The sequence below is a fragment of the Arcicella sp. BE140 genome, assembly GCF_031456255.1.
GTDB lineage: Bacteria > Bacteroidota > Bacteroidia > Cytophagales > Spirosomataceae > Arcicella > Arcicella aquatica.
The window spans coordinates 129436-156383 of sequence record NZ_JAVDUE010000003.1 but is presented as its reverse complement, the minus strand read 5'-3'; the positions used below and the strand labels follow the sequence as shown (position 1 = coordinate 156383).

18 protein-coding genes and 7 tRNA genes are annotated in these 26948 nt (G+C 34.8%); 11 read left to right on the top strand and 14 right to left on the bottom strand.

Annotated features, from left to right (window positions below):
• Nucleotides 1-134 precede the first annotated feature (134 nt).
• The gene (locus J2Y60_RS06545; RefSeq protein ID WP_309915057.1) at nt 135-1886 is read right to left on the bottom strand and encodes a HAMP domain-containing sensor histidine kinase; all 1752 of its coding nucleotides are present in this window, start codon (nt 1884-1886) and stop codon (nt 135-137) included.
• Between the two features lie 272 nt (nt 1887-2158).
• Here J2Y60_RS06545 and J2Y60_RS06540 point away from each other — a divergent pair, with 272 nt between their 5' ends.
• The 3 genes from J2Y60_RS06540 to J2Y60_RS06530 all read left to right on the top strand — a co-directional run bounded on the left by J2Y60_RS06540 (nt 2159) and on the right by J2Y60_RS06530 (nt 3502).
• Nucleotides 2159-2932: a T9SS type A sorting domain-containing protein gene (locus J2Y60_RS06540; protein WP_309915053.1), complete on the top strand. Its 774-nt coding sequence runs from the start codon at nt 2159-2161 to the stop codon at nt 2930-2932.
• Between the two features lie 347 nt (nt 2933-3279).
• Nucleotides 3280-3352, top strand: a tRNA-Gly gene (locus tag J2Y60_RS06535).
• A gap of 66 nt (nt 3353-3418) precedes the next feature.
• A tRNA-Leu gene (locus J2Y60_RS06530) sits at nt 3419-3502 on the top strand.
• 66 nt (nt 3503-3568) lie between these two features.
• On the opposite strand, the gene J2Y60_RS06525 is transcribed toward J2Y60_RS06530, so the two are convergent.
• The 4 genes from J2Y60_RS06525 to J2Y60_RS06510 form a co-directional block, all read right to left on the bottom strand.
• Entirely contained in the window at nt 3569-3976 is a 408-nt protein-coding gene (locus tag J2Y60_RS06525) for a response regulator (protein WP_309915049.1), read from the bottom strand.
• A complete protein-coding gene (locus J2Y60_RS06520; RefSeq protein ID WP_309994571.1) occupies nt 3973-5316 on the bottom strand; it encodes a PAS domain-containing sensor histidine kinase in 1344 nt (447 codons plus the stop codon). The genes J2Y60_RS06525 and J2Y60_RS06520 overlap by 4 nt, the downstream gene beginning before the upstream one ends.
• A gap of 111 nt (nt 5317-5427) precedes the next feature.
• Nucleotides 5428-5901, bottom strand: coding sequence for a response regulator (locus J2Y60_RS06515; RefSeq protein WP_309915043.1), 474 nt, complete (start codon nt 5899-5901; stop codon nt 5428-5430).
• 355 nt (nt 5902-6256) lie between these two features.
• Nucleotides 6257-10312 (bottom strand): ATP-binding protein, encoded by a 4056-nt coding sequence (locus J2Y60_RS06510; RefSeq protein ID WP_309915040.1) that lies wholly within the window; start codon nt 10310-10312, stop codon nt 6257-6259.
• Nucleotides 10313-11361: 1049 nt separating this feature from the next.
• Here J2Y60_RS06510 and J2Y60_RS06505 point away from each other — a divergent pair.
• Nucleotides 11362-16077: a hypothetical protein gene (locus J2Y60_RS06505; RefSeq protein WP_309915037.1), complete on the top strand. Its 4716-nt coding sequence runs from the start codon at nt 11362-11364 to the stop codon at nt 16075-16077.
• Between the two features lie 83 nt (nt 16078-16160).
• Here the strand turns inward: J2Y60_RS06505 and J2Y60_RS06500 are convergent, their stop codons facing one another.
• Complete coding sequence (locus tag J2Y60_RS06500) at nt 16161-16379, bottom strand: hypothetical protein (RefSeq protein ID WP_309915034.1); 219 nt, start codon at nt 16377-16379, stop codon at nt 16161-16163.
• A gap of 155 nt (nt 16380-16534) precedes the next feature.
• Here J2Y60_RS06500 and J2Y60_RS06495 point away from each other — a divergent pair, with 155 nt between their 5' ends.
• From J2Y60_RS06495 to J2Y60_RS06465, 7 genes are all read left to right on the top strand, one after another.
• Nucleotides 16535-17989, top strand: coding sequence for a BatD family protein (locus tag J2Y60_RS06495; RefSeq protein WP_309915031.1), 1455 nt, complete (start codon nt 16535-16537; stop codon nt 17987-17989).
• A gap of 56 nt (nt 17990-18045) precedes the next feature.
• Nucleotides 18046-19155, top strand: a complete 1110-nt coding sequence (gene aroC, locus J2Y60_RS06490) for a chorismate synthase (protein WP_309915028.1) — start codon at nt 18046-18048, stop codon at nt 19153-19155.
• Between the two features lie 6 nt (nt 19156-19161).
• Complete coding sequence (locus tag J2Y60_RS06485) at nt 19162-19602, top strand: nucleoside deaminase (protein ID WP_309915025.1); 441 nt, start codon at nt 19162-19164, stop codon at nt 19600-19602.
• A gap of 87 nt (nt 19603-19689) precedes the next feature.
• Nucleotides 19690-20298, top strand: coding sequence for a superoxide dismutase (locus J2Y60_RS06480; RefSeq protein WP_309915022.1), 609 nt, complete (start codon nt 19690-19692; stop codon nt 20296-20298).
• Between the two features lie 97 nt (nt 20299-20395).
• Nucleotides 20396-20471, top strand: a tRNA-His gene (locus J2Y60_RS06475).
• 53 nt (nt 20472-20524) lie between these two features.
• Nucleotides 20525-21208, top strand: a complete 684-nt coding sequence (locus J2Y60_RS06470) for a carotenoid biosynthesis protein (RefSeq protein WP_309915019.1) — start codon at nt 20525-20527, stop codon at nt 21206-21208.
• A gap of 226 nt (nt 21209-21434) precedes the next feature.
• On the top strand, nt 21435-22313 hold the full coding sequence (locus J2Y60_RS06465) for a MerR family transcriptional regulator (protein ID WP_309915016.1): 879 nt from the start codon (nt 21435-21437) through the stop codon (nt 22311-22313).
• Nucleotides 22314-22500: 187 nt separating this feature from the next.
• Here J2Y60_RS06465 and nusG read toward each other — a convergent pair whose 3' ends face one another.
• From nusG to J2Y60_RS06425, 8 genes are all read right to left on the bottom strand, one after another.
• Nucleotides 22501-23052, bottom strand: coding sequence for a transcription termination/antitermination protein NusG (nusG, locus tag J2Y60_RS06460; protein WP_309915013.1), 552 nt, complete (start codon nt 23050-23052; stop codon nt 22501-22503).
• Nucleotides 23053-23152: 100 nt separating this feature from the next.
• Nucleotides 23153-23338 carry a preprotein translocase subunit SecE gene (gene secE, locus J2Y60_RS06455; protein ID WP_309915010.1) on the bottom strand — a complete coding sequence of 62 codons (186 nt, stop codon included), beginning with the start codon at nt 23336-23338 and terminating at the stop codon, nt 23153-23155.
• 160 nt (nt 23339-23498) lie between these two features.
• Nucleotides 23499-23569, bottom strand: a tRNA-Trp gene (locus J2Y60_RS06450).
• A gap of 121 nt (nt 23570-23690) precedes the next feature.
• Nucleotides 23691-24878, bottom strand: coding sequence for an elongation factor Tu (tuf, locus tag J2Y60_RS06445; RefSeq protein ID WP_309915007.1), 1188 nt, complete (start codon nt 24876-24878; stop codon nt 23691-23693).
• 160 nt (nt 24879-25038) lie between these two features.
• Nucleotides 25039-25110 (bottom strand) — tRNA-Thr (locus J2Y60_RS06440).
• Nucleotides 25111-25223: 113 nt separating this feature from the next.
• Nucleotides 25224-25296, bottom strand: a tRNA-Gly gene (locus J2Y60_RS06435).
• Nucleotides 25297-25370: 74 nt separating this feature from the next.
• Nucleotides 25371-25453: transfer RNA gene (locus J2Y60_RS06430), tRNA-Tyr, on the bottom strand.
• Between the two features lie 227 nt (nt 25454-25680).
• Nucleotides 25681-26889, bottom strand: a complete 1209-nt coding sequence (locus tag J2Y60_RS06425; protein ID WP_309915004.1) for an outer membrane beta-barrel protein — start codon at nt 26887-26889, stop codon at nt 25681-25683.
• Nucleotides 26890-26948: the final 59 nt, after the last annotated feature.

Genomic DNA, 26948 nt, shown 5'->3' with positions numbered 1-26948 from the left:
GATATCGCTATTCATAGCAATACATCTTTCAATAATGGAGATTATCTACATGTTTTCAAGGGAAATACTTATAAATTTCCTTGCGGTGAGCTATCAAAATAAAAACAATACTATCATCAGTACATAATACTTTATTACAACACTCTTATTGGCAAAATCACTTCAAATTCACTTCCTTCACCAAATCTACTCACTACATTTATACGTCCATGATGTTCCTCTACCATCTTTTTCACATAGCTCAAGCCTAAGCCAAAACCTTTTACATCATGTAAATTACCAGTAGGAACGCGATAGAATTTTTCAAAAATATTCTTTATCGACTCTTTGCTCATTCCAATACCCTTATCTTTTATGATAATTGATATTCCCTTTTCAGTATTTTGAGTAACGATGGTAATTTCAGGCTTTTCGGGTGAATACTTATTGGCATTATCCAATAGGTTAAAGATAATATTAGTCAAATGTACTTCATCCGCTTCAATTTCTGTCTTTTCAGCCTGTAAATCTAAATCAATCGTACCTTCTCGAAGTTCAATCTGCGGACTAATATTTTCTAATACTTTCTCAATAATTTCATGCACATCTACCGTTTTTAGCTTCAATTGTACGTCCCCTCTTTCCATTTGTGCAGTTTGCAATACTTTCTCAACTTGTGAGCCTAGCCTTTTGTTTTCGTCGCGAATAATCCCTAAATATCGCTTAAACATAGATGGACTAGCCGCTACAGCTTCGTCTTGGAGCATCTGAGTAGCCAATGAAATGGTAGAAATTGGCGTTTTAAACTCGTGAGTCATGTTATTGATAAAATCATTTTTAATGTCTGCTAATTGCTTTTGTTTGACAATCGTGCTAACAGCTACATAAAAACAACTTAATACTACCAAAATCAACAGCAAGGAAGTAGCATACATCACCCAGATGTTGCGGATAATATAACGGTCTTGATTAGGGAAATATACTCTTAAATAATTTTCAGAATTGGCATAATCGTTCGGGAACAAATTAACAGTATACGTATCCTTATCGTTTTTCAAGCCCGTCATTTTGTATTTCATCGAAGAAGCATAATGCAAATAGTTTGGTTCTTCCTGACTGCTGATACCATATTCAAAAGGGATTTCTATCCCCTTCATTTTTATTTCATATTTCAACAGAGAATCCAATACCATATAATTGATTCTGTCATAAATACTCCTTTTTTTGAACAGAAAATCATTAAAAACCTCCTTAGCCATTTCGGCTTTGTTCATTACCTTATCTTCGGTTTTTAATGGCTCAATAATTTTGTCAACATGTTTTTTTACAAGTTTTTTCCTTTTTGCTGCTAGCAAATCAGCCTTTCGCATAGAATCTTGTTTCTGTAAACTATTCTGATGTTGCTGAAGTGCCTCCGAAAAAATCTCGTCTAATTGCTTATGTTCATTCAATCGATTCTGAAAATCTTGAATATCAATATTCATTGAAAATTCCTGATATTCTCTAATCTCTCCATTTGGCAAAATCTCCGTCCCCTTTGATACCAGAATATCTGAAGGGAAAGGTGTACGTGCTACTTTATCCAACCCAATTGTTGATTGGTTAGGAGTGGTTTGTGCAGGCACTTTCTGTTTAGGTGCTTCCTGTACCTTTTCTTCTACAGGCTTTGCTATCGCCAACAGTTGCTTTTGTTTTTCTTCTGCCTCTACTTTCCTTTGGACAAAGTAATAGAATTCTTGTTTGCCAAGCTTCCGCACCACTTGTTGCATGGCGTCTCTAACATCACTTCCAAACTGATCATTTTTGGAGCGAACCGTAAAACCCAACCAATACATTTGAAAGGCGATTAAACCTAACAGTGCAAAAGCCATCAAAGCAATAATATATTGTATTTTTCGCTTAGTCATTCTTAATAATTAGCATTAATCATACTCTTTTTACTACACCTAAATTAGTTTCAAATAATTTTCATGCAAAAAAAATATACTCGAAAATTGACTTTGCAACATTTTCATTTTTAGTGTGTCTGTTTCAGAGCAACAAAATTAAACTAAATCTTATGCAATTTATTTCGTTTAACATCTTTTAACAAAGTTTAAAGGTTTGATATAGAATAGGTTGATTAAGTTTGTTTTATATAAATTTTAAATGTTTTTTTAATCAAAACCCAACATTCACTATGCAAAAGAACATCAAAATTTTCGGGACAGCCATCTTATTTGCTGTAAGTATAACAGCAATGGCTCAAAAAAGTACTTCGCAAAATATTGAAGAAAAAGATGGGAAAATCAAAATCCATGTAGAAACTACAGAAAACGGACAAAAACAAGTATTCGACCGTACTTATAATGCTGAAGGTTTGAATGCTGAAGAAAAAGAGAACTTAATCAATAACATTACAGATTCATTATTTTCGGCATCGGGCAATCATACCAGAAAACAGATTAGAATTAAAGTAGATAGAAATAGTGATAGAGCTATACAGATGCCAAGAAACTCTAAACGCATCGAAATCTATAAAGATGGAAAACGCCTTGATAAAAACTTCAATGATAATGATGTACATGCATTTAATTTCGATTTCAAGAATTTAGACCATGACAAGCTGATAGGTTCATTAAAACCTGCCATGAAGGAATTCAATTTTAAAATTGATAATGACTTTAAAGATTTTGAACCATTCAATGAATCAAAAACAGTAAAAGCATTAAAAATATATCCTAACAAGCCTTTTGACAACAAGCTGAATCTTAAATTTTACACACCTGAAAAAGGTGATGTCAACGTAATCGTGACAGATGTAAATGGTAAAGAAGTAGGTACGCAGAAATTTAAGGATTTCCAAGGAGACTTCATGGGACAAGTAGAATTAAAGAAAAACACGAAAGGAACACTCTTTGTAACCGTAACACAAGGTGAAGACGGCACTGCAAAAAGAGTAGTTATCGAATAAATATAATTGATTGGTCAGGTTTTGTTTTTAAAAGAGTAATTGTCAGAAATGGTAATTACTCTTTTTGTTTATAATAGTTGATAAAATAAGAGGGCAGAAAAAGTTATGTTGAACAGTTTATAACAATTGAAGTAGGATAAATTACCCTAATAATAATTCACTTCTTAGTTTTATGCCCTATAATGCATTCAGATGCATAAAAACCTAAAAAAAAGTTTAGGACTTAATCCAAACATAATCAGCGATTTATAAACTTTTTGAAAATTTTTTGTTATTTTTTTTCATAAAAAGCTTGCACAGGTGATTTATAAGGCATAATTTTGCACCACAATTCAACGGAATTATAAGCGAAAGTAGCTCAGCTGGTAGAGCGCAACCTTGCCAAGGTTGAGGTCGCGAGTTCGAACCTCGTCTTTCGCTCAGCTTATCGAAGCACCGTAAGGTGCTTTTTAAGTTTAAGAAGTTAGGGTAATACTTTAATTTCATGCCAGGGTGGTGGAACTGGTAGACACGCAGGACTTAAAATCCTGTGAACGCAAGTTCGTACGGGTTCGATTCCCGTCCCCGGTACATTTTAAAGAGGGTTTTTACAGTAACATGTAAGAACCCTCTTTTATTTGATATAGAATCTCTCTGTTAAGATTCTTCATGGTTATCAAGTATCTCTTTTAGTTTGGCTGAATCAAAAGGTTTGACCAGATAACCAGCAACTTCTTTAATATTATTAGCCTGTTGAATGTCTTCGGGATCTGTAGAAGACGTAACTATGTAAATAGTAACAGGTTTATTAATCTGTGGTTTGATAGTGCTAAATTCTTCTAAAAACAGCCATCCATCTACGAGCGGCATGTTGATATCTAAAAAAATAATATCTGGAATATTCTCCATCTCCATATAATGGCTAGCAAAATAATTGATTGCTTCTTCTCCATTAAGAAAATTCCACATTTTATTTACCTGATAATCTTTATTAATCATCCGCTTAATCATATATTGATAGATAGGGTCATCGTCAATAAAACATAGGCTTAATAACTTTTTCATTGCGCTGTACTATTAAAAATTATGGTGAAAATAGAACCTTCATTAACTACACTTTCTATGGTGATTTCTCCTCCCATAGCTTCTACTTGTGTTTTAGTCATAAACAAACCCATACCTCTGGCCTGCTTGTGGCGATGGAAGGTCTTGTGCATCCCAAATATGTTTCTTCTGTGTTTAGCTAAGTCTATTCCAAGCCCATTATCCTCTACTTTTAAGATTATTTCTCCATGATTATTTTCTGTTTTCAATCGTATCTCAGGAACACGGTCAGGCGAGCTGTATTTAAGAGCATTAGATAATAGATTAAACAAAATGCTTTCCAGATAAACTCTAGGATAGCTAATAATAGGCGCCTTATAAAAATCGGTACTGACAATGGCTTTGCTTTCCGCTAATTGCTCTTTTAACATACCTTCTACAGAAGCAAAGACATCTTCGAAACTTAATTCCATTCGTTCTTTTGTGGTGTCTTCTTGCACACTAATTGTTTTTAATAATTCATCAAGCGTATCCGTGAGATTATCGACTACAGTATCTAAATTTCCTACTAGCTCATCTTTGTCTTCTACAGTAGTGCTTTCTTTATAGAATTGCAACAATAGATTCAAATTACTAACTGGGGCTCGTAGGTTGTGTGAAGTAATATGTGCAAAAGCACGCAATTGCTGATTCTGTTTTATTAACTTTTTAGTTAATATTTCCAGTTTTTGGTGTGCCTCTACTAAATTATTCTCAATGATTTTCCTGTCTGTAATATCATAAATGAACGACATCAGGTATTGTTCATTACCCATTATTAATTTTTCCATTGAGAAAATACAATGTCTGGGCATTCCATCTTTATTTCTTAGCGTTATGTCGGTATTGAGGATACGTCCTTGTTGATTTAATAAGTTAATCAGTTTTTGCCTCGTCGGAATATCTAGTATTGACAACTCAGTGGCTGTATGCCCTATCATTTCTTCGTGCGTATATTTAAACATATCCAATACGGCCTGATTAACATTTATATATTCGCCATTCTCAAATTTGCTGATAACTATACCTGTTGGATTAGATTCAAACAATTTAACAAACAACTCATGGGAATATTGAATATCTGGTGATTGGTGTAACACCATTTCTTCAATCCGTTTATTCAATTCTAGGGTTGTTTGCTCTGCTACTACTTTTTTTTGCTCACTTTCCTGTAACGTTTTCCGAATCACTAACACTCCTAGCAAAACAAATAAAACAGTAAACAGTACGGTTCCGAACGCTGATGTGATATACTGTGGCATTAGTATTTCAACGATACTAATGCCCAATATCCATTCTAGTAGCCCGATGGTGCCCGACATTATCACACTTATGCCTGTAAGCAGATATAATATTGATGAGTTGAGGATATTCTGTGGATTACTTAAATGCATGCAATAAACTTGAGAGGTAGTGTATGACAGAAACTGATTTTAAATACAATGTTGTTTAAACATCGGAAAGCTTAGCTTATTAAAACCATGATGGACTAATGGTTTCAAATTTTTATTACTATCACCATAACTATTTAAAGTGAGCATATATTGAATCAGACCGACTAAGTCAGTTTTTATATTACTTGCTTTGGATAAAAAGCAATCTGCCCCTGCTTCTAATATTCGATTGATGGAGGTTTCATCCTCCAAAGTAGACATCGCAATTATTTTTATCGAAGGCCAGTTCCTTCTTACGATATGAGCCGTGGTGAAGCCATCCATTTTTGGCATTTCAATATCAAGAATTATCATATCAGGCAAATAATTACTTTGCTTGATTTTACTAATACATTCTTCCCCATTCTCGGCTTGGAAAGAAATATTACATTTGTGTTTTCTTAGTTCCGCACTCACTAATGTTCGGACGAGAGAATTATCATCTACTATGGCGATTGAATATGGAGTAAACATATTAATTATAGAGTTATTATTAGATTGATTTTGAATAATGGTATAACAACTAAACTAAATAAGATTCTACTTTATCAGGTAGGGATTTTGAACTATTATTGATGCTCTGCTTATAAATAATTATCTACGTTTTGAAATACTTAAGCAGAATCTCAAAATAATTTCTTCATTCAATTATTGGTTAGGTAATCGTTACTTAATTATGTCCCTAGTACTTACAAAAGTATGAAATAAGTTACCCATAGGATTTTCGATTGGTTGCAAATATGTTTCTATTGGTTGCATCAGATAAAAAAAGGTATAGCATTATTGTATACAACAATGCTATACCTTTTTTTTATCCACTAATAATCAATCACTTATTCATTGCACTTGGAGAAAACCCAAACTCTTCCTGAAACGAAGTAGAAAAATGTCCAGCATTTTTATAACCAGTTTTCCAAGCTACTTCTGAGATATTGAAACTACTAGTCTCTAGCATAATTTTGGCTTGGGCTAGTCGATAAGAACGTATAAAGTCAGAAGGAGAAACGCCCATCAAAGTCTTCATTTTTCGAAACAGTTGTGAGCGACTCATACCTATTTCTTGGCAGAGTTGAGATAGTCCAAAATTCTCATTTGAAAAATTTTCTTGTACAATTGATGTCACCTTTTTAACAAAAGTATGTTCCAATTCATAAATTTCCTCTGGTAAGTCTTCTGTAACAATATCAGTATTAATGACTTTGGCTATAGGGTTATTTTGAGAGAAATATGCCTGTAAACGCTTTTGTTTTTGCACTAACATTTCCAGTTGTACGACCAACTCCTCCTTATTAAAAGGCTTGGCCATATAAACATCTGCACCATGCTTTAGTCCAGTTATTTTAGAATCAGTATCCATTTTAGCGGTTAGCAGAATTATTGGAATGTGGCTTGTACGTTGATCACTTTTTAAGGTTTCACATACCTGATAACCGTCTTTTCCAGGCATCATCACATCACTGATGATAATATCTGGAGTATGTTCTATGGCTTTTTCAATGCCAACTATACCATTATACGCTACATCCAATTGGTATAATCCGTACAGACAAGTTTTAAGAAAAGTAACCAAATCGGCATTGTCTTCGATAATAAGAAGATGGGGCAAGGAATTATCAATTACCGACGAGGATATAGAGGTAATACTTTCACGGTTAATAAAATTCACAGAAGAAATATGTTTTTCTAATTTCGGAGGGCTCACTACAATAGGTGCTTTGTTGGTGATGGGTAATTTAACGATAAACGTAGACCCTTTTCCCAATTCGCTCTCTACAAAGACTTCCCCATTCATCAGCTTAATCATCTCATGGGCATGTGCCAAACCGATGCCAGTTCCCTCTCGTTGTCTCGTATGTGAATTATCTATTTGATAGAAACGCTCGAATATATATGCCAGTTCTTTTTTAGCGATTCCTATACCTGTATCTTGTACTTCGATACTCAACCTATTATCTTCTTGCTTTAATCTAATCGTAATTTCTCCTCCTGACGGTGTAAATTTAATTGCGTTAGAAATAAGATTCGTCAATATTTGTTTTATCTGCTCTTCGTCATAATCCATTACCAGTATGTTCAAAGTACTGAAAAATCGCAACGATAAATTCTGGCTGTTGGCATAGGCTTGGAAAGAGTCGGTGAGATAGCGTAAATAAGAAACGATATCTGCCTGTTGGAAATATAACTGAAATGAGTTGTCAGAAAGCTTAGATAAATCGAGCAACTGGTTGATGAGTCTAAGCAGGTTTTCACCATTGGTTTGGATAAGTCGCGCCCCTTCTTCAAGATATTTCTCGGGTTGATTTCGAATTTGATCTACCATACCCAGAATTACAGTCAGTGGTGTTCTGAATTCATGGGTGAGATTGGTATAAAGACGGTTTTTGAACAAATCAAGTTCTTTCAGCCGTTGGGCTTCCTGTTGTTTCATCTTCAGCTCATTTTGCAGAATCAATCTCTTTTTCAAAATATTATACATCACTAAGCAAAAAGCCGAAAACAGGATAATATAGATAGTATATGCCCACCAAGATGCCCACCAAGGTGGATAGACTATTATTTTTACCGCCATTTCGTTTGAGCGCCACCGTCCTCTGCTGTCTCGTGCTTTTACCCTTAAAGTATATTCTCCGCTAGGCAAGCTATTAAAATGGGTAAAATTGAATTTGGAAGGAGATGACCAACTGTCTTTATAACCATCAATCTTATAACTATAAAATACTTCTTTGGGGTTGTCATAGTCAGTAAGTGTATATTCAAAGGTATAAGACCAATCCCAATCATTGAAATGTATTTCTGGCTGACTAGCGAATGAAGTTCTCCTCAGTACTGTATCCCGTTTTTCATCTGTATATTCTAAAGCAGTAAGTACAAGCTTTGCCTTATGGTTTCTATCTACTCTGGTGATATAAGATTGCATCAAATCTTTTGGAAAAAAGGCATTCACCCCGCGCATTCCACCGAAAAACATCCGACCATTTTTAGCTTTGAAAAATGACTTACGATTAAATTCGTTAAAAGTTAGTCCATCCTCCTCTAGAAAATTATTGAAAACTTTGGTGGGTAAATGAAAACGAGATAGCCCATGGTTAGTACTTAGCCACAAGCACGAATCTCCTTCCATCAACATCCCACTGATAAAATTATTGGGTAAACCCTCAGAAATAGTATATTGATGGCGAGAGCCATTAAACGGATTTACCCATACTAAGCCAGCATCTGTACCTAACCAAAGATTGCCTTTACCGTCCTCCTCAATTGCCAATATACGAGATATAGGCAATCTCCAAGTCTTAGGATCATACCAGTATTGTACTTTCGTTTTGGGGTCATACTGTAATAATCTACCTTTAAAACTCAGCCATATTTTTCCGCTTTTCATACCTGCCTGCAAAGCTTCAGTTGCATTTAATAACTTGTCGGGTAAGTCAAATTCTTTCTCCCACTTTATTTGATTATTCGCTTTATTCAAACGATATAATGTGTAATGCGTTACCCACCAAAGCGTTCCGTATTTGTCTTTAGTAAAAAAACCGTTATCCTGAAATGTTTTTTCCTTAAATGGGCTCGGAACTTCTATTATTTTGCCAGAATTCGGTTCTAATGCTTGAAAGCCATTAAGCCAGATGATATCTCCATCGGTATATAAATCATACAACTTTACAGTACCAGGGAATGAATATGTTCGTAGTGTTTGTTTTTTTATAGGGTCAAATTTGGCGATTCCAGTATAATATACGCCGTACATCATGCCTTGTGCATCTTCTGTCAATCCACGAAAACTATAATTAGCATTAATATTATTCATACCACTGAAATAAGTATCAAAAGGATTTGGCCACGGTCTTACTTTTAGCAAGCCCAGTCTGGTTTCTACCCATACTATTCCCGTATTATCTTGAAACAATCCTAAAAAGTCGTTATTATTCGGCAACAATCGTTTTAGTTCTTCATGAAAATTGTATAGCTTATCTGCACGAGCATCGTAATAAATAAGACTTCTGTCGTAACCGCATGCCCATATACTACCATTTTTTTCTGTAATAAATCTCCTTATATTAATTTTGTTAGGCTTCAGTAGTCGATTGACAGGGTGTGGTAAAAATTTATTTTTACTTTTATCCAATTGATAAAAAAGCGTATTTGATAAAAGAGCTACCGACCCCTTCATATAAGGTTGAAACCACATATCACCACAATACTTACATATATTATCTAATGGCGTTACTGTAGTGATTTTACCAGCTTTATTTACTTGATACACTGTGTCTACATATGCTAAAGAATAATCATAATCGTTAACATTACGCCAATAATAGTCACTTAACAAGTCAGGATATTGTGTGCCCCCAATAGCATCCGATTTGTCCATTTTACACGGCCAAGCTCGCTCAGAACCCACATTTACTTTGGTCATTAGCCTAGTATTTTGCCCATCAATTGGCCAAAATCTAAGCCTACCTCCTGGGGTATTCTTTACTTTTAGATTGATAGGTTGCCAATGCTCTTTTTTGGGATTAAATAAAAAATGATGGTGTTCACTCCACACAAATAATAAAGAATCTTGGTACAAAGTCAACCCTGATATATACTCCTGTTTGGCTGTTAATACATCAGGAGTTGGATAGATTAAAAAATTATATCCATCATAGCGGTGGATTTTCCCATCATTTATAAACCAAATAAAACCTTGGTCATCTTGTGTTACTGAAGAAGTGTGGTTTCCAGCAAGTCCGTTATCAGTGCTAAAAAATTCGAAAGTAGCCTTTTGTGCAACGACAGAACTCGTCAATAACAATAATGACGCAATGATAAGAATAGCTTTATTTATATGCGTTTTCAACAAGAAATACGCATCCATGTGGCGGTATGGAATAGTTTTTATCATAGGTAATGATATCAGAGGTAGAAAGACCCAATTTTAATGACAAAGGCAGAATATAACTAACCTATTATCTAAAGCTTTTAAAATTATCTTAGCATAAGGGTTTAATAAATAATACTATTTTAATGAGTAATAATTCGTCAAAATCCTGTTTTCAATTAATCGATAAAACAAGGTCTGTAGTAATTTTGGTGGCATCACGACTTATACTCGGTACCCGATACTCCCGACTGTCCTTTTAGGCTAATATTGATGTGACATATCATATTCTGTGATTTTGGTATGTTATTAACAATTAGAGTTATTATTGAAGTTAACAAAGCTTTTTCATTTTTTGATAACATGTTGAGTCTTTTCTTTTAAACATTTTATCCCTTTAACACACATCAATATATATGATGTTAATTCTGTGGTAAATGGGACATCCATAAACTCGTTAAATAATTTTGTAGCCATTATATGTCTTTTCCTAAAATCGGGTGTACTATTTCCCCATAAATACAGGAAATTTATATATGACACAGATTGATGTTTGGCGAAGGATAATCGGGGTTTTCTTTATAAAAGAAGGCAGCTTATTTATCTCGCTGTATGCTCGTAATTATCACCATCAAAGATAAGTACCCATATACATATACGTACCCCTCTCAAGCCAGTTTTAGTATCAAAAAGCCTTTTTCCTGCTTGTTAGCATAACATTTCCATCCGTTTTATCAATTGACAAAAACTGTCCTTTTCCTTCTTAGACGACAACTAATACAGCTATTACACTTGATAAAGCAGTCTGAAAATGTGGTGTAAATTTACAAGGAGAATAAATTACAATAACAGATTAAGATAGCGCATTTACCTTTTCTTCTTTTATTGCTATTTTTCCATTACATATTTTAATCTCCTTATTTATTTTCCTTGTATACCCTTCCTCCTATTTCATCTGAAATGTTGATATTTGTGCATTCTTTTCTTTCTGAAACCTTAATAAGAATACTTCGTTTAGTAATGAAATACTATACGTAGTGATTTCGTTTATTTCTTTGAAGCTAACTCCTACAATGATGACAATAAAACGCTTTTATTTAATTTTTGGACTTATTTTATGTTGCTTAACGGCTCATACACAAGCCTTAAAGCTCTCTGAAAAGCCAGAAGAATTTTTAGCAGACGCCAAAAATGTTTTAATGGCTTCTGGAAATCCTCAGGCAGCATATATTATACAAAATCTGGAAAAAAACTGGAACGCTGATAAGTTGTCAGAAACGCAAAAAGCAGCTTTGGCAAAAACTGCCAGTTTTATGTTAAAAAAAGGCTACAAATCGCCTCAGTTTATTCCATTTTTTGATGCTACCAATCTCGGTCTTTCAAGTGGGATACTCACACAAGCCAGTTTTGATAATTATTTAAATACCCTACAAAAATCTGTAGAAACAGGAGATGTAAAAACTACTACAAAATACATTGATGTATGTCGACTATTTTTCAAGAACAACAGCCTTTATTTTACCAATTTCAACCGTTTGTATGCTTATAACGGTACGGTAAGTTTTAAATATAACGACCAGAAGACAGAAGTTTTTAAAACTGAGAAAGCAACTACTTCGCCTACGAGTACTACTTCTGATGCGGCTAAGAAGGCGGCTTTTGATGATTGGGATACACCAGCCCCAGCTAATAACGGTAGTGCAACAACCCCTCCGTTAGACGAACCAGTTGCTCAATTCTTAAATCCTGGACCTAGTATTGAATTCAATGCCATTAATCTGGCAATAGTTACTGCGAACGATTCAGCTATCTTAGTCAATACCAAAGCATTTTTAGATGTAAAAGAAGGCGTTTTGATAGGTAGTGGTGGCAAGTTCTCTTGGGAGACAGTTGGTGTGCCAGAGATATTTGTCAACTTAGATAATTATAGCATGGCTATCAGAAACCCTAAGCTTAATGCTGATTTGGCAACATTAAACTATCCTGAAAAATTGACGACTCCTATCAAAGGGATTTTTGAGTTTCAGAGTAGAAAGAGAACTAAGAACTCCTCCGCTATTTATCCAAGGTTTATGTCATTACAAAATGATGTTACCTTAAAAAACAGTAATGATATTGCCTATACGGGTGGGTTTACGATTGTGGGTACTAAAATATCCAGTGCTTCTGTGCAGTCGAAATATGCTACTATCTTGGTCAAAAAAGATGGTAAAACAGCCTTTAAGGTTATCAGTAAAAGATTCGACATCAGCGATTCTTTGATTACTGCTCCCTCAGCCATTTTTACTGGATACTTTGCTTCTCAGGATTCTCTTTATCATCCCTCCGTCAAATTTAATTACAATCGTCAATCACAATACTTACGCCTTAATAAGGTAGACGAAGGTGGTTTCAGAGAATCTTCTTATTCAGATAGTTACCATAAATTAGACATTACCTCGGATGTAATGCGTTGGAATCTGAAAGATAAGAAAATGGATTTCATGATTGTTACTGCAAAGAACATCGTTCCTGCCTTGTTTGAGTCTTACGATTATTTCAATCCTGAACGTTTTGCTAAAATATCTGCTAATTATAGTTTCAATCCATTATTAGTGGTTTCCAACTATATTAAGAAAAATAATCTTCAAGCTACTACTCTTAGTGACCTTGCCGTTGCCTACAAAAAAGATGCAGCAGCCCTAAAGCCTGTGTTTTTGGAGATGATGCAAAAGGGATATTTTGACTATGACCCTGATGTAGAAAAACTCAAAATTTCCAGAAAAGGACAACATTATTTGGCGGTTTTTACGGCTAAAAAAGATTATGACAACTTTTTGATTCCTTCTTTTTATGCATCAAGTTCGAAAGACTCTACGGCCAATGCATCTTTAGATTTGAACAACAATCAATTAATCATTAGAGGGGTAAAACAATTCTATCTTTCAGATTCGCTGAATGTTTACATGGCTCCTTATGACAACATCATTAAGGTAAACAAAGACCGTAACTTTGGGATTAGTGGTGAGCTTAAAACAGGAAATTTTAGGTTTAGAGGAAGGGATTTATCCTTTAATTACAATGAGTTTAGTGTGAAGTTGGATAAGATAGATTCTATCACTTTTATCCCACAAAAAGAATTAGCCAAAAAAGGACACACAGAAATTGGGGGAGATTTAAAGTATGAAGCAGGCGTAATTTATATCAACAAACCTGATAATAAGTCTGGGCGACAAAGAATGTTAGAGTATCCTCGTTTGGTTGTGCCTACTGGTGTAACTGCCTACTTCGACCATCCTTGGAGATTGAATGGTATTTATAACCAAAAAATATACTTTAAAGTACCAAGCATCGATTTTGATAGTTTGAATATCAAAGACATCAATTTCGTAGGTACTTTTTATTCAGATGGCATTTTCCCTCCTTTCAAAGAGACCCTTATTTCAATGCCTGATAATACTTTGGGCTTTAGTCATAAAGTACCTGAGGGGAAATACAATTTATACAATAGTAAAACCTTTGTAAAATTCAGTTCAAATTTATTGATGGATAGCAGAGGCTTGCATACTGAAGGAGAAATAAACCACCTGACTGCACAAATCAAAGCGAAAGAGGCCTTGTTTACGCCTGATTCGGTTACTGCTACGGGTACGACGGGGATTATTAATGAAGGAGAGTTTGGCAAGGCATATTTTACCAAAGTAGCCATCAATAACTTTAAATTGAAATGGCAACCTAAGGTAGATAGTATGTTGATTGAAACGCAGAAAAACACTTTTGACTTTTATGCAGGAAGCTCTAAATTGGAAGGTAAACTCTTGGTTCGTCAAACTGGTTTATTCGGTTTTGGTAAAGTAAAAAGGCTAGACTCTGAAATAGGTTCAAATAATTTCAAATTTGGCAAAGGTGTCTTTACTGCCGAATTGGCTGATTTATTTGTTGGAAACAACTTGAGTGTAGCAAAACCTGCTCTTCTAGGTAAAAAGATGAACATCAATTTTAATATTCAGACAGGGTTAGTGAGTATCAAAACCCCTACGAACCTGAAATTGGAAGATTCTACTAGTTTGTATTTCCCTTATACTGCCTATCAAACCTCTATCAATAGTGCCGAATGGGATATTAACAAGAAACTAATCACGATGAAGGGGGATGTGCGTAATACTACGTTCTCATCAATGGAGCCAAGCCAAGAAGGATTATCATTTAATGGTTCAGAGGCTTTGTATAACATCGAAAAACAATCGTTGAACATCAATGGTGTTCCTTTTATTAAATCTGCCGATGCTAAAATTATTCCAGACAAAGGAGCGGTTGTTGTGAGTAAAGATGCCGAAATGAAAGATTTTCATCAGGCAAAAATCGTCTTGGATACTATCAATTCTTATCATCGTTTAGTGAATGGAAATATTAAGATTTTATCAAGATTCAAGTTTGAAGGTGACGCAATCTATCGATACGTCAATTCAGCGGGTGATAGCTTGAATATCAAGATGGGTAACTTTGATTTCAAAGAAGTGGTGCTAGACAACCGTAAGAAAACTAAGGGATATATTACTACTGCCAAAGCGAACATCGAGCAAAGTAATAAGTTTTATCTATCACCTAAATTGATTTACCGCGGAGAAATCAGCATGATTTCGAATGACAAAAACCTTACTTTAAATGGTTTTGTGCGTCCTGATACCAAAACCAAAAAGTATGATACCAATTGGATAGTCTATAAAGGTAATAGTCGCGATAGTGTGAATATTGATGTACAACCTACTTTACTAGGAGAAGGCAATACTCCATTGTTTGCAGGACTACATTTCAGAACAGCTTCAAGTGGTTTATATTCTACGTTCTTATCGAACAAAGAGGATGCTAAAGACGAAGATATTTTTGTAGCAAAAGGAGCATTCAGAGATATTGCAAAGACATCTCGTTTTGAAATCGGTGCCGATGATAAAGCTCAATCTTATGAAGCCAATCGTTATATTTTTGATGATGCTAAAAAGACGCTAAAACTCGAAGGGTCATTTAATTTCTTTAATCCTAGTACGTTATTACAGACTGCTGGCTTTGCTGAAATGAGGGTGGATAGCGGGAAATACAAGTTCGACCAAATGTTAGTGGTTAATTTCCCGATGCCCGCCGAAGTACTAAAAGCAATGGCTGATAAGATTGTAAAAATAAATTTAGAGTCTCGTGATAATGTTAGTGCCGACGACCCTGATGATAAAGAACATTACTTATCGAAACTCGCTAATATTTTGGGTGGGAAAACCGTCGCTTCATTTGAAAGACGTGTAAAAAATGAACACGTACCTCTTTATTCAATTTCGTCTAAACTGAATACGACGATGGTTATTTCAAAAGCTAATTTACGGTATTCAGACCAACATGCTTCTTTTTATAGTGTTGGCAAATTGGCGATTGCAAATATTGGAGGAACAGATATTAATGCCGAGATTGAAGGAATGCTTGAAATTAAAAAAACCAATGAGGGGGATGAGTTCTATCTTTATCTTGAACCTTCAGAAGATATTTGGTATTTTATGGGTTACTTGAAAAACGAGATGGGCGTAATTTCATCTGATGGTGAATTTAATAATGCCGTCGCCGCCAAATCAAAAGGAGTTAAAAAAGGGAGTGGTAAAAATGCCTATGCATTCTTAGGCGTAGGTGCTGAGGAAAAAATTGCTTTTTCAGAAAGATTCGTAGATAACTATCGAACCAGGGTAGAAAAGGGCAAGAAAATAGTTAATAAAAAAGACGAAAAACCTAAAGTTGAGAAGAAGAAAGAAGAAGCGAAAGAAGGTTTCTAATAAAACTAAAGCCCTGCTAATTGAAAATTAACAGGGCTTTATTAATCTTTTTTTGGTGTCTAGAATTCGGTGTTTAGGAAACTTTACTGAGCCAATACATTCATTTTTCGACGTAGTCTGTTAAAACATTTTTCGATAACTTGATTGTAGATTTTCCCAAATTTATCATAACACCATGCTTGCAACTCACTTACTTCATCAGATAATAGTGTCTTGATTGCTTTTTTTAATTCTTTCTCGAATAACTTTGCATCAAAACTAACTTTTTCCAAAATAACTTTGACATAGTTTAAGGTAATCATAGCTTTTAAATGGATTTAATAAAGTAACAATACAAAACAAATCTCTATCAAATTTATCATACAAACACCTGAAAATCAAGTGTTTTAGTAAAAATAAATGATATTTTTTTTATATCATTAATGTATTAATTTTTTGAACGTTTATTTAGACAACGGTGAAACAAAAAAAATATTATATAATTATTTCAATATTTTTTTATTCTTTAGTGTGTTTCCTCTCTAAGGGTCAGGATAATGATGTATCATTGGTAATAGGAGAAAAAAATATTTCTATGAATGATCCGTTTGTGCTTACCGTAGTAGTTAAATATACTGGCGAAGCCCAAATACCGACCTGCAAATTTCCCGACTTACCCAATTTTACAAAAAAAGGTTTTTCAAAATCAACCTCACATTCTTTTGTAAATGGACAAGCAATCTCTACTTGTAATATCACTCAAAACTATTCTCCACAAAAAATAGGCACGTTTAAAGTTCCTTCTTTCAAAGTAAATGTCAATGAGCTCAATATAAAGGCAGATGGTTTTACAGTGAAGGTAAAAAAAGCGAGCCAAGAACAATCTAACCCTGAAAAAAAAGACATTTCAGTAGGTAATGAAGACTTTACTGATTTTATCGAAGGCACTCAATCGGAAATAAAAGATGCTAAAAACGATGCTTTTTTAACACTCAGCACTAATAAAAGTAGTCTTTTCGTTGGTGAAGGCTTCACTGTTACCTTGGCATTTTATGTGGCTGATAATAACGGAACTGAAATGGAATTTGATAATAATAATATTCAAATTCCAGAAATTACGAAAAAATTAAAACCTGAAAACTGTTGGGAAGAAAGTTTTGGTATCACAGAAACACAAGAAGGACAGTTGGTTTTAAACGGCAAAACTTACACACAGTACAAATTTTATCAAGCCACTTTTTATCCATTAAATAACAAAGAAATTATTTTCCCATCGGTTAGTTTAAAATTGATAAAATACACAGTGGGGAAAAATGGGGAGAAAATACCTGAGGCAATTACTTTCAAGACCAAAGTATTGGCCATAAAAACGAAGGATTTGCCTAACCATCCTCTTAAGCAGGAAGTATCAGTAGGAGATTTTTCGTTAAAAGAAGTCATCAATAAAAATAGCATTAATACTGGCAAATCAGTCCAATATCGCATTCAGATTACAGGGGATGGTTATAACATCAAACTACCCGAAATGAAGAATGATAACCTTTTTGACTTTTTCCCTCCAGAAATAAATTCTAGTGCTTATCCAGAAAATGGAAAAGTTGTTAGCACAAAAACCTTTACTTTTCTGATAATTCCAAAACAGGCTGGTAACTTTGCACTCGATAAGTATTTTAAATGGGTATATTTTAATACTAAAACCGAGAAATATGATACCTTAAAATCAAAACTTCAACTAAAAGTAAGTGGGCAAACCATTAAAACAGCCGATACTCCCCTAACTGTAGTGTCAGTTTATGATGGTTTGAAAGATAAAGATTCGTCTGATGCACCGAATAATTTTGGTAAATTTTTAAAAGACGAAGCGAATATTCTTATCACCATTATGTTGATAGGTATGGTGTATATTTTATTACCCAATAAAAAGCGGAAATAAGTTAAGAGCAATCAAAAAATGAAGTAACAGTTCTCGTTATTTCTTATATCACTCACATGAGCAGTACATACGGTAAATTATTCAAGATTAGTACATTTGGCGAGTCGCACGGAACAGCAGTTGGCGTAATTGTAGATGGATGTCCGGCGGGAATTGATTTCGATACAGCTTTCATCCAAAGCGAATTAGATCGTCGTAAACCGGGGCAATCCAGAATTACTACTCAACGCCGTGAAGCCGATGAGTTTCAAGTATTATCTGGCATTTTTGAAGGCAAAACTACAGGCACACCCATAGCCATGATGGTATTAAATGGCGACCAACGTTCAAAAGATTATTCACACATCGCACAACAGTTTCGCCCCTCGCACGCAGACTATACTTATACAGCCAAATATGGTAATCGCGATTATCGTGGTGGTGGTCGTAGCTCTGCCCGTGAAACCGTTGCGAGAGTAGCAGCAGGTGCTTTAGCAAAATTAGTTTTAAAGCAAATTGGCGTTGATATTAAATCTTATGTTTCACAAGTAGGAAAGTTAAAGTTATCGACACCTTATCAGCAATTGGATTTGAATCTGGCGGAAGAAAATGCCGTTCGTTGTCCAGACCCAGTCGTTGCGCAACAAATGTTTGATTTGATTGATGAAACCCGTAAAAAAGGAGATTCAATTGGTGGCGTAGTAAACTGTGTAATTACGGGTACTCCAGTGGGTTTAGGCGAGCCTGTTTTTGATAAACTTCATGCAGAATTAGGCAAAGCGATGCTCAGTATCAATGCTGTAAAAGGTTTTGAATATGGCAGTGGCTTTGAAGGCGTAGAGATGTATGGTTCTGAACATAATGACGAAATGTTTTTGGATGAACAGAACCGAGTGAAAACCAAAACAAATTATTCAGGGGGTGTTCAAGGTGGCATCTCTAACGGTGAAGATATTTATTTTAGAGTGGCCTTCAAACCTGTTGCTACGATTATGCAAGACCAAGACAGCGTAGATGCTGATGGCAATGCGGTTGTAGTGTCTGGTAAAGGTCGCCATGACCCTTGCGTGGTGCCTCGTGCAGTACCTATTGTTGAAGCAATGGCAGCCTTGGTATTGGTAGATTTTTATTTAAGAAATAGAGCTACCCATAAAGTTGCTGAAAAAATTTCATCTGATATTGCTTAGCAAATTATGTATTTTTCTGATGAATACTTTATGAGAATTGCTTTACAACAAGCAGAGATAGCCTTTGATGAAGGGGAAATTCCTGTGGGTGCAATCATAGTTTGTCAGAACCAAGTAATTGCCAAAGCTTATAATCAAACAGAGAAATTAAATGATGTAACTGCACATGCTGAAATGTTAGCCATTACGGCTGCTGCACAAACTTTAGGCTCAAAATATCTCAAAGATTGTACATTATATGTCACTTTAGAGCCTTGTGTAATGTGTGGTGGTGCGATTTTTTGGTCTCAACTAAGTAGAATTGTATGGGGTGCTTCAGATGACAAACGGGGTTTTAAAAAAATAGGTGCTTCCATTATGCATCCTAAATCAACCATTTCATTTGGCGTTTTACAAGAAGACTCAACGCTCTTATTGAAGAGATTTTTTTCCCAATTAAGAACTTAATTACAATTTTGATAGTTTTTGAAACAACATGAGTAGAGAGTTCTCTCTAACTCCTTAACTATAATAATTAAATAACTCCTTAAAAAAATGGCATTCGTATTAGACCCTTTACCTTATGCAAATGATGCTTTAGAGCCTCATTTTGATGCGTTGACAATGGAAATTCACCATGATCGTCACCATAACACTTATGTTACTAACCTAAATGGTGCTGTAGCTGGTACTGAATTAGAAGGAAAATCACTCGAAGAATTGATTTCTGACGTAAGCAAGTACTCTCCTGCAATTCGTAACAACGGTGGAGGCCACTGGAACCATACATTTTTCTGGAATATCCTTTCTCCAAATGGTGGTGGTGCGCCAGTAGGTACTTTAGCGGAAGCTATCACTACAAAATTTGGTTCATTCGAAGCTTTCAAAGACGAATTTAAAAAAGCAGGTTTAACAAGATTTGGTTCAGGTTGGGCATGGTTAGTAGTTACTGCTAATGGTTTAGCGATATCTTCAACACCTAATCAAGACAATCCATTAATGGATATTGCTGAGATAAAAGGTACTCCTATCATCGGTCTTGATGTTTGGGAACACGCATATTATTTAAAATTCCAAAACAAACGTCCTGATTATATCGATTCTTTCTGGAATTTGGTAGATTGGGAAGGTGCTGAAAGCCGTTATAAAGCTGCTAAAGCTTAATTAGTTAGCTATAAATAACAATTTTTTTGTAAGAATTTCTTCAAAAAAATTGTTATTTATTAATTCAACTACTACCTTTGCAGTCCCAATACAACACGGAGGTTGTAGCTCAGTTGGTTAGAGCATCGGTTTGTGGTTCCGAGGGTCGTGGGTTCGAGCCCCATCTTCCTCCCTAGGTCTTGTCAATACGACAAGACCTTTTTTTTTAGGCAATCCTTCATCACTAATGAACCTTTCAACAATCCAAACCTTGCTTAATACGCGCTATCGCAAAATTGTTTTTACAATATTGTCATTGATGTATCTTGTCGGATTTATCGGTTTAATGATTCCCTTAACCCGCGAATATTTCAAACTATTATCACCCTTCAATCTTTGGATTTCGTTAATTCTTTTGCTCTTTTTTCAACAAGACTTTCAGTTAAAATTTATTCTTTTCACCATCATCACTTTTCTGATAGGCTTTTTTGTTGAAGTTTTGGGCGTACATACAGGTATTATTTTCGGGCAATATTATTATGGGAAAACATTGGGGATTCAACTATTTGACGTTCCTATCGTAATTGGTGCCAATTGGTTTATTTTAGTTTACAGTTCGGGGCATATCATTGAAAAATTATTCAAAGATTTAAACCCATTCTTTGGACGTAATATTCTACTATCTGCCTTAGCTGCTAGCCTGATGGTGTGCTTAGATTTAATAATTGAGCCTGTTGCCATACGTTTAGATTTTTGGCAGTGGAACTTCAACAAAATACCAATTCAAAATTACGTTGGTTGGTTCATTATTTCATTTGGGCTACAATATTATTTTATCAGTAGTAAATTCCTTAAAAACAATGCATTAGCACCCTTACTTTTTTGTCTACAATTTATCTTTTTTCTACTTCATTCTATATTCTCTACCTAGACTACTTTAATTTTTTTGTATAGTTTTGTAAACCTTTTTTTAAACAAGGCGTTTATACCCTAGACACTGGCATTATTTCATAAAATTCAATTATATCACATCATTTATACCATTCAAGCTTTAGTCAGACATTATAAAATTATTGAATGCCAATGGTTTTTAAGCAATGTGATTGTTTGATTTGAATTTCGATTGTAGTAAGTTATCAAGCCATTTAGCCAACACTATGAGCATTTATTCTATAAAAGACCTTGAGCAGTTATCTGGAATCAAGGCTCATACCCTGAGGATTTGGGAGCAACGGTATGATATTTTAAAACCAGAGAGAACAGACACTAACATTCGAACTTATGATAACAATGATCTTAAGTTGGTTCTGAATATTGCGCTATTGAAGGCACATGGTCATAAAATTTCTGAGATTTCAAAAATGGCTTCCGACGATATGTCAAAAGAAGTATTATTGATTTCAGAAAAACAACTGAGTTATCCAGAACAGATTCATGCACTGACTATCTCTATGCTTGATTTGGACGAAGAAAGGTTTGAAAAAATTATCAGTACCAATACGCTCCAATTTGGTTTTGAAAACATGATGATTAATATCATCTTTCCTTTTTTAAGTAGAATTGGCACCTTATGGGTTACGGGTTCTGTTAATCCTGCACAAGAGCATTTCATTTCTAATCTAATCCGTCAAAAGCTTATCGTTGCAATTGATGGGCAATTGCCTTCATTAAGGGTTGGAGCAAAAAAATACTTGCTTTTTTTACCTGAGGGAGAAATGCACGAAATTAGTTTATTATTTGCTAACTATATCATTCGTTCCAGACATAACAAAGTTATTTACCTTGGTCAAAGTTTGCCTTTTAGCGAACTTATTTTTGCCCATAAGGTACATAAACCAGATTATTTATTAACAATAATAACAGCGGTACCTTCACAAGACGAAGTTCAGAAATATGTGTACCAATTAGCCAAAGAATTTCCTGATTCAAAGATTTTACTATCAGGTCAGCAGGTAGTAGCACAAGACATTATTTGTCCAGATAATGTAGATGTTTTACCTCAGATTCATCATCTAATAGCAATAGCTTCGGAATAAGGCTTTTAAAGGTGTTTTACGCCCTTTTCTTAGTAAGAATACCCTCTAGTATTATCATTCACGATACAACCTCGACAATTGCCCATTTGGGTATATTGTCGAGGTTGTTTTATTCCTGACATTCAGCATAAGCAAAAAGAGGAATATCTATGATAGATATTCCTCTTTTTGCTTATGCTGATATTGATTATTTTTCTACTTGAGAATAGTTCAATTCAACTGGAGTATTACGGCCAAATATTTTAACCATAACATTTAATTTTTTCTTATCATCAAATATTTCTTCCACAGAACCTTCGAATCCTGAGAATGGTCCATCGATAACTTTGATAGTTTCGCCTTTAGAGAACGACGTTGGTGCTAATTCTTCAACAGCCACAGCCTCATCCATTTTACCTAAAATACGTTTTATTTCGCCAGCACGCAATGGGATAGGTGTTTTTGATGTCTTACCATCATTCCAGCTTAAAAAGCCAATAACACCCGGCATTGATGTAATTAAGTGGGCTACTTCACCATATTTAATATCTGCTTCAACAAAAATATATCCAGCAAACAAAGTTTTCTCACGCACGGTTTTTTTACCGTTACGCATTTCAAATATTTTCTCTGTTGGAATAATAATCTGTGGAATATAATCCTGAAGACTTTGTCTCGTAATTTCATTTTCGAGATAAGTCCTTATTTTCTTTTCTTGCCCTGAAACTGCCCTCAGAACGTACCAATTAGTCTCTGCCATTGTATGAGTATAAATTTCGGTTTGCCATGATAGATTTTGAATTGATGTAACATCCCAACAGATTTATCGCTAAATCCGCATTCCGAAACTTCAATTAAAATTATTGATAGAAATACTCTAATCCAGACTTGAAAAGAAAGTCAATCATACCAACCACCAATGCAAAAATTAAAGATGCCACTAATACAAGTGTTGAACTTGCCTGTAATTCTGAAAATTTAGGCCATGTTACATTTTCTGTAACTTCTGTCCAAGACTCTTTAACAAGTTGTTGTAATTTGTTCATGGTTTCTATTGTTCGTAATTAAGCTAATAATTTATACTATTTATAAAGCAAAAATATGGTGCTTATAAACTTTTAAGTTCCAATATTTTAGGCTTTAAATTTAGTACATTATAAACAATGTAAGTAAAATTAAAATCTAAAACTTGGAACTTAAACTAAGCACGGGAACAAGGATTCGAACCCTGATCAAGGGTGTTGGAGACCCGCATTCTACCATTGAACTATTCCCGTGTAAATCGACTGCAAAGATAGTTGTTTATCCTAAACTTGCAAAAAAAATACTGACAAATTTATTCTAAAAAAAGAGAGCGTTACATATTTGCAACGCTCTCAATCTATTTTTAGCTAAAAATTAGTCTAAAATTTCAGTTACCTGACCAGCACCTACTGTACGTCCACCCTCACGGATAGCGAAACGAAGACCTTTGTCCATCGCTACTTTGTTCAATAAAGTTACTGAGATAGTTAAGTTATCACCAGGCATACACATTTCTACTCCTTCTGGCAACATGATTTCTCCTGTTACGTCAGTTGTACGGAAATAGAATTGTGGACGATATTTGTTAAAGAATGGAGTGTGACGACCACCTTCTTCTTTAGACAAGATATAAACCTCAGCTTTGAATTTAGTGTGAGGCTTCACAGAACCTGGCTTACAAATAACCATACCACGACGGATAGATTCTTTGTCGATACCACGTAACAATAAACCTACGTTATCACCAGCTTCACCACGGTCAAGGATTTTACGGAACATCTCAACACCAGTTACAACTGATTTCAAGCCTTCAGCACCCATACCTAAGATATCTACTGCTTCACCAGAGTTGATGATACCAGTTTCGATACGACCAGTAGCAACAGTACCACGACCTGTGATCGAGAATACGTCTTCAACTGGCATCAAGAAAGGCTTATCAACATCACGCTTAGGAAGTGGAATCCAGTTATCAACTGCATCCATTAATGCATCGATAGTAGCAACCCATTTCGGCTCACCGTTCAAACCACCTAATGCAGAACCTTGGATTACTGGAATGTTATCTCCATCAAATTCATAGAATGATAACAATTCACGGATTTCCATTTCTACTAATTCTAACAATTCTGGATCGTCAACCATATCCACTTTGTTCATGAATACAACCAATTGAGGTACACCTACTTGGCGAGACAACAAGATGTGTTCACGAGTTTGTGGCATTGGACCGTCAGTTGCAGCAACTACGATGATAGCACCATCCATTTGAGCAGCACCAGTTACCATGTTTTTCACGTAATCGGCGTGACCTGGACAGTCAACGTGTGCATAGTGACGGTTAGCTGTTGAATATTCTACGTGAGCAGTATTGATAGTGATACCACGCTCTTTTTCTTCAGGAGCCGAGTCAATTGATGAGAAATCTTTTTTCTCAGCAAGTCCTTTTTCTGACAATACTTTCGTGATTGCAGCAGTCAATGTAGTTTTACCGTGGTCAACGTGACCGATTGTACCAATGTTTACGTGGGGCTTACTACGGTCAAAATTCTCTTTTGCCATGATATTTAGTTCTTAATTAGTTTTATTTAAATAATTGTTTGATACTTTTTACATTTGAAAACTTGAGGATTTGAATATTTGAAAACATTTTAACTTATTCTGTAAAAACAACAAAATAACTTTCAAATCTTCAAATTAAAACAATCTTCAAATTGATTCGAGCCTTTGAGCAGGATTGAACTGCCGACCTCTTCCTTACCAAGGAAGTGCTCTACCACTGAGCTACAAAGGCATTTTCAGAAACCTAACCCTTAGAAATTATAAGAGGTTAATTGTTAATCGTTTTTAGCTAAACTAATAACTATTAACTAATTAACAACTAACCACTTACTATTGTTCCCTATGAGCGGGAGACGGGGCTCGAACCCGCCACCTATAGCTTGGAAGGCTATCGCTCTACCAAATGAGCTACTCCCGCTTACTCTTATAATAGTGAAGATGATTGAGTATTGAATTTTAAACGTTTATTTAAATATTCACTCATTCAAATCGTGGGGGCGGATGGATTCGAACCACCGAAGGAATACTCCAGCAGAGTTACAGTCTGCCCCATTTGGCCACTCTGGTACACCCCCATTTTCTCTACTTTTGAACTGCTTACGTTTAGCGTTCTGGTGAAAGAGTGTGCAAAGGTAAGTTTATTTTTTATTTTGTCAAACGTTAAATAAAAAAAATTTCACTTTTTTTTCGCAAAAAATTCTAATTCATTGATAATTCGACAGTTACAAAATTGGCATTTATTGAATATTTTTGATTTAAAATATCCAATAAATGCCAAGCTCAATTAATTATATTCGTTAACTTATAATCTTATTCCAAAACTTACGCCACTTATCCCTGGGCCTCTGCCATCTTGATACAATTTGTTTAAATCATAGTTTACAAACAAATCAGGGAAATTTTTCAATCCTAATTCAAAAGCCAAACCATAACGAAGATTATTCAAATAGAAGCTACTATGGTTCCATTTCTTAGCACCACTATCTTCTTCTTTCGTTTTTGTATAGCTGTCTATTCTATAACCTACGTATCCACCAGCAGCAATGTAAGTAACTACACTATTCTTTCTGAAAGCCACATAGGGCATTATCGGAATGTTGATATTAGCCACTGTTAATTTATTTCTTGAAAGTGGAATTACATTACCTGCAGCATCTTTATAGTTGGCAAACTCTATATTGTTCGCTCCTTTCACTAAATAGTTATTGTTTTCAAACATATAGTTGTTCCAGGATACTTCAAGGCCATAGCTTATCTTCAATGCCGCTTTTGTACCCTTACTAATCATACCGCTTCTTGTCCAGCCAAAGCCAAAGTATCTTGAACCGAATGGGCTTAATTCAAAATCCTTAGTATTGTATATTCCAGAGATACTTCCAGTGTTAGCAAAGCTATTAAAGCCAAAGTAAATATTGAATCCTGAGCGACTACTAAAACCTTGTTCTCTTCTATTAACTTTAGCTGTATCTTTCAACATCACTTTTACTTCGTCATCACCATCTTTCACCAGTACTCCGTTCCAGCTTACATGTACTTCTTCATTACCATCTTTTACGTGTACACCACCTAACCCTATTTTTACATTAGCACCGCTATTTCCATTGGATACATTTCTATTAGATGATTGATTAACGCTAGTATTGCTATTTCTTGCAGTATCATCTGTTTTACCATTAATCGCCACATTGATACTCTTATTGTTTTGGACAATTACCAATACTGTATCTTTATTCAATTCGCTATTTACTACTCTACGGATTCCTTTCCATGTTTCATCGTCAAGGTTCATTCCATTCTTTTGAAACAACTCCTGTAAATCTTCTTTTAAAGACCTGTTCGGATTTTTACTGTTTAATAATGTTTGATTACGCTTATCGATATTTATTACGGTTGAATCCTTTTCGTTCGAGTTAGCCAAACTTTTAAAACTTGTTATTGAGATAACAAAAAATGATACGATTATTGAAAAAGTAATTTTGCTCATCACTCTCTTCATTTGGTACGTTTCCATGGCGATTTTATTTATTGTTTTAGGTTTTTTAGAGATTTCTTTACTCTTAATTCTTATCC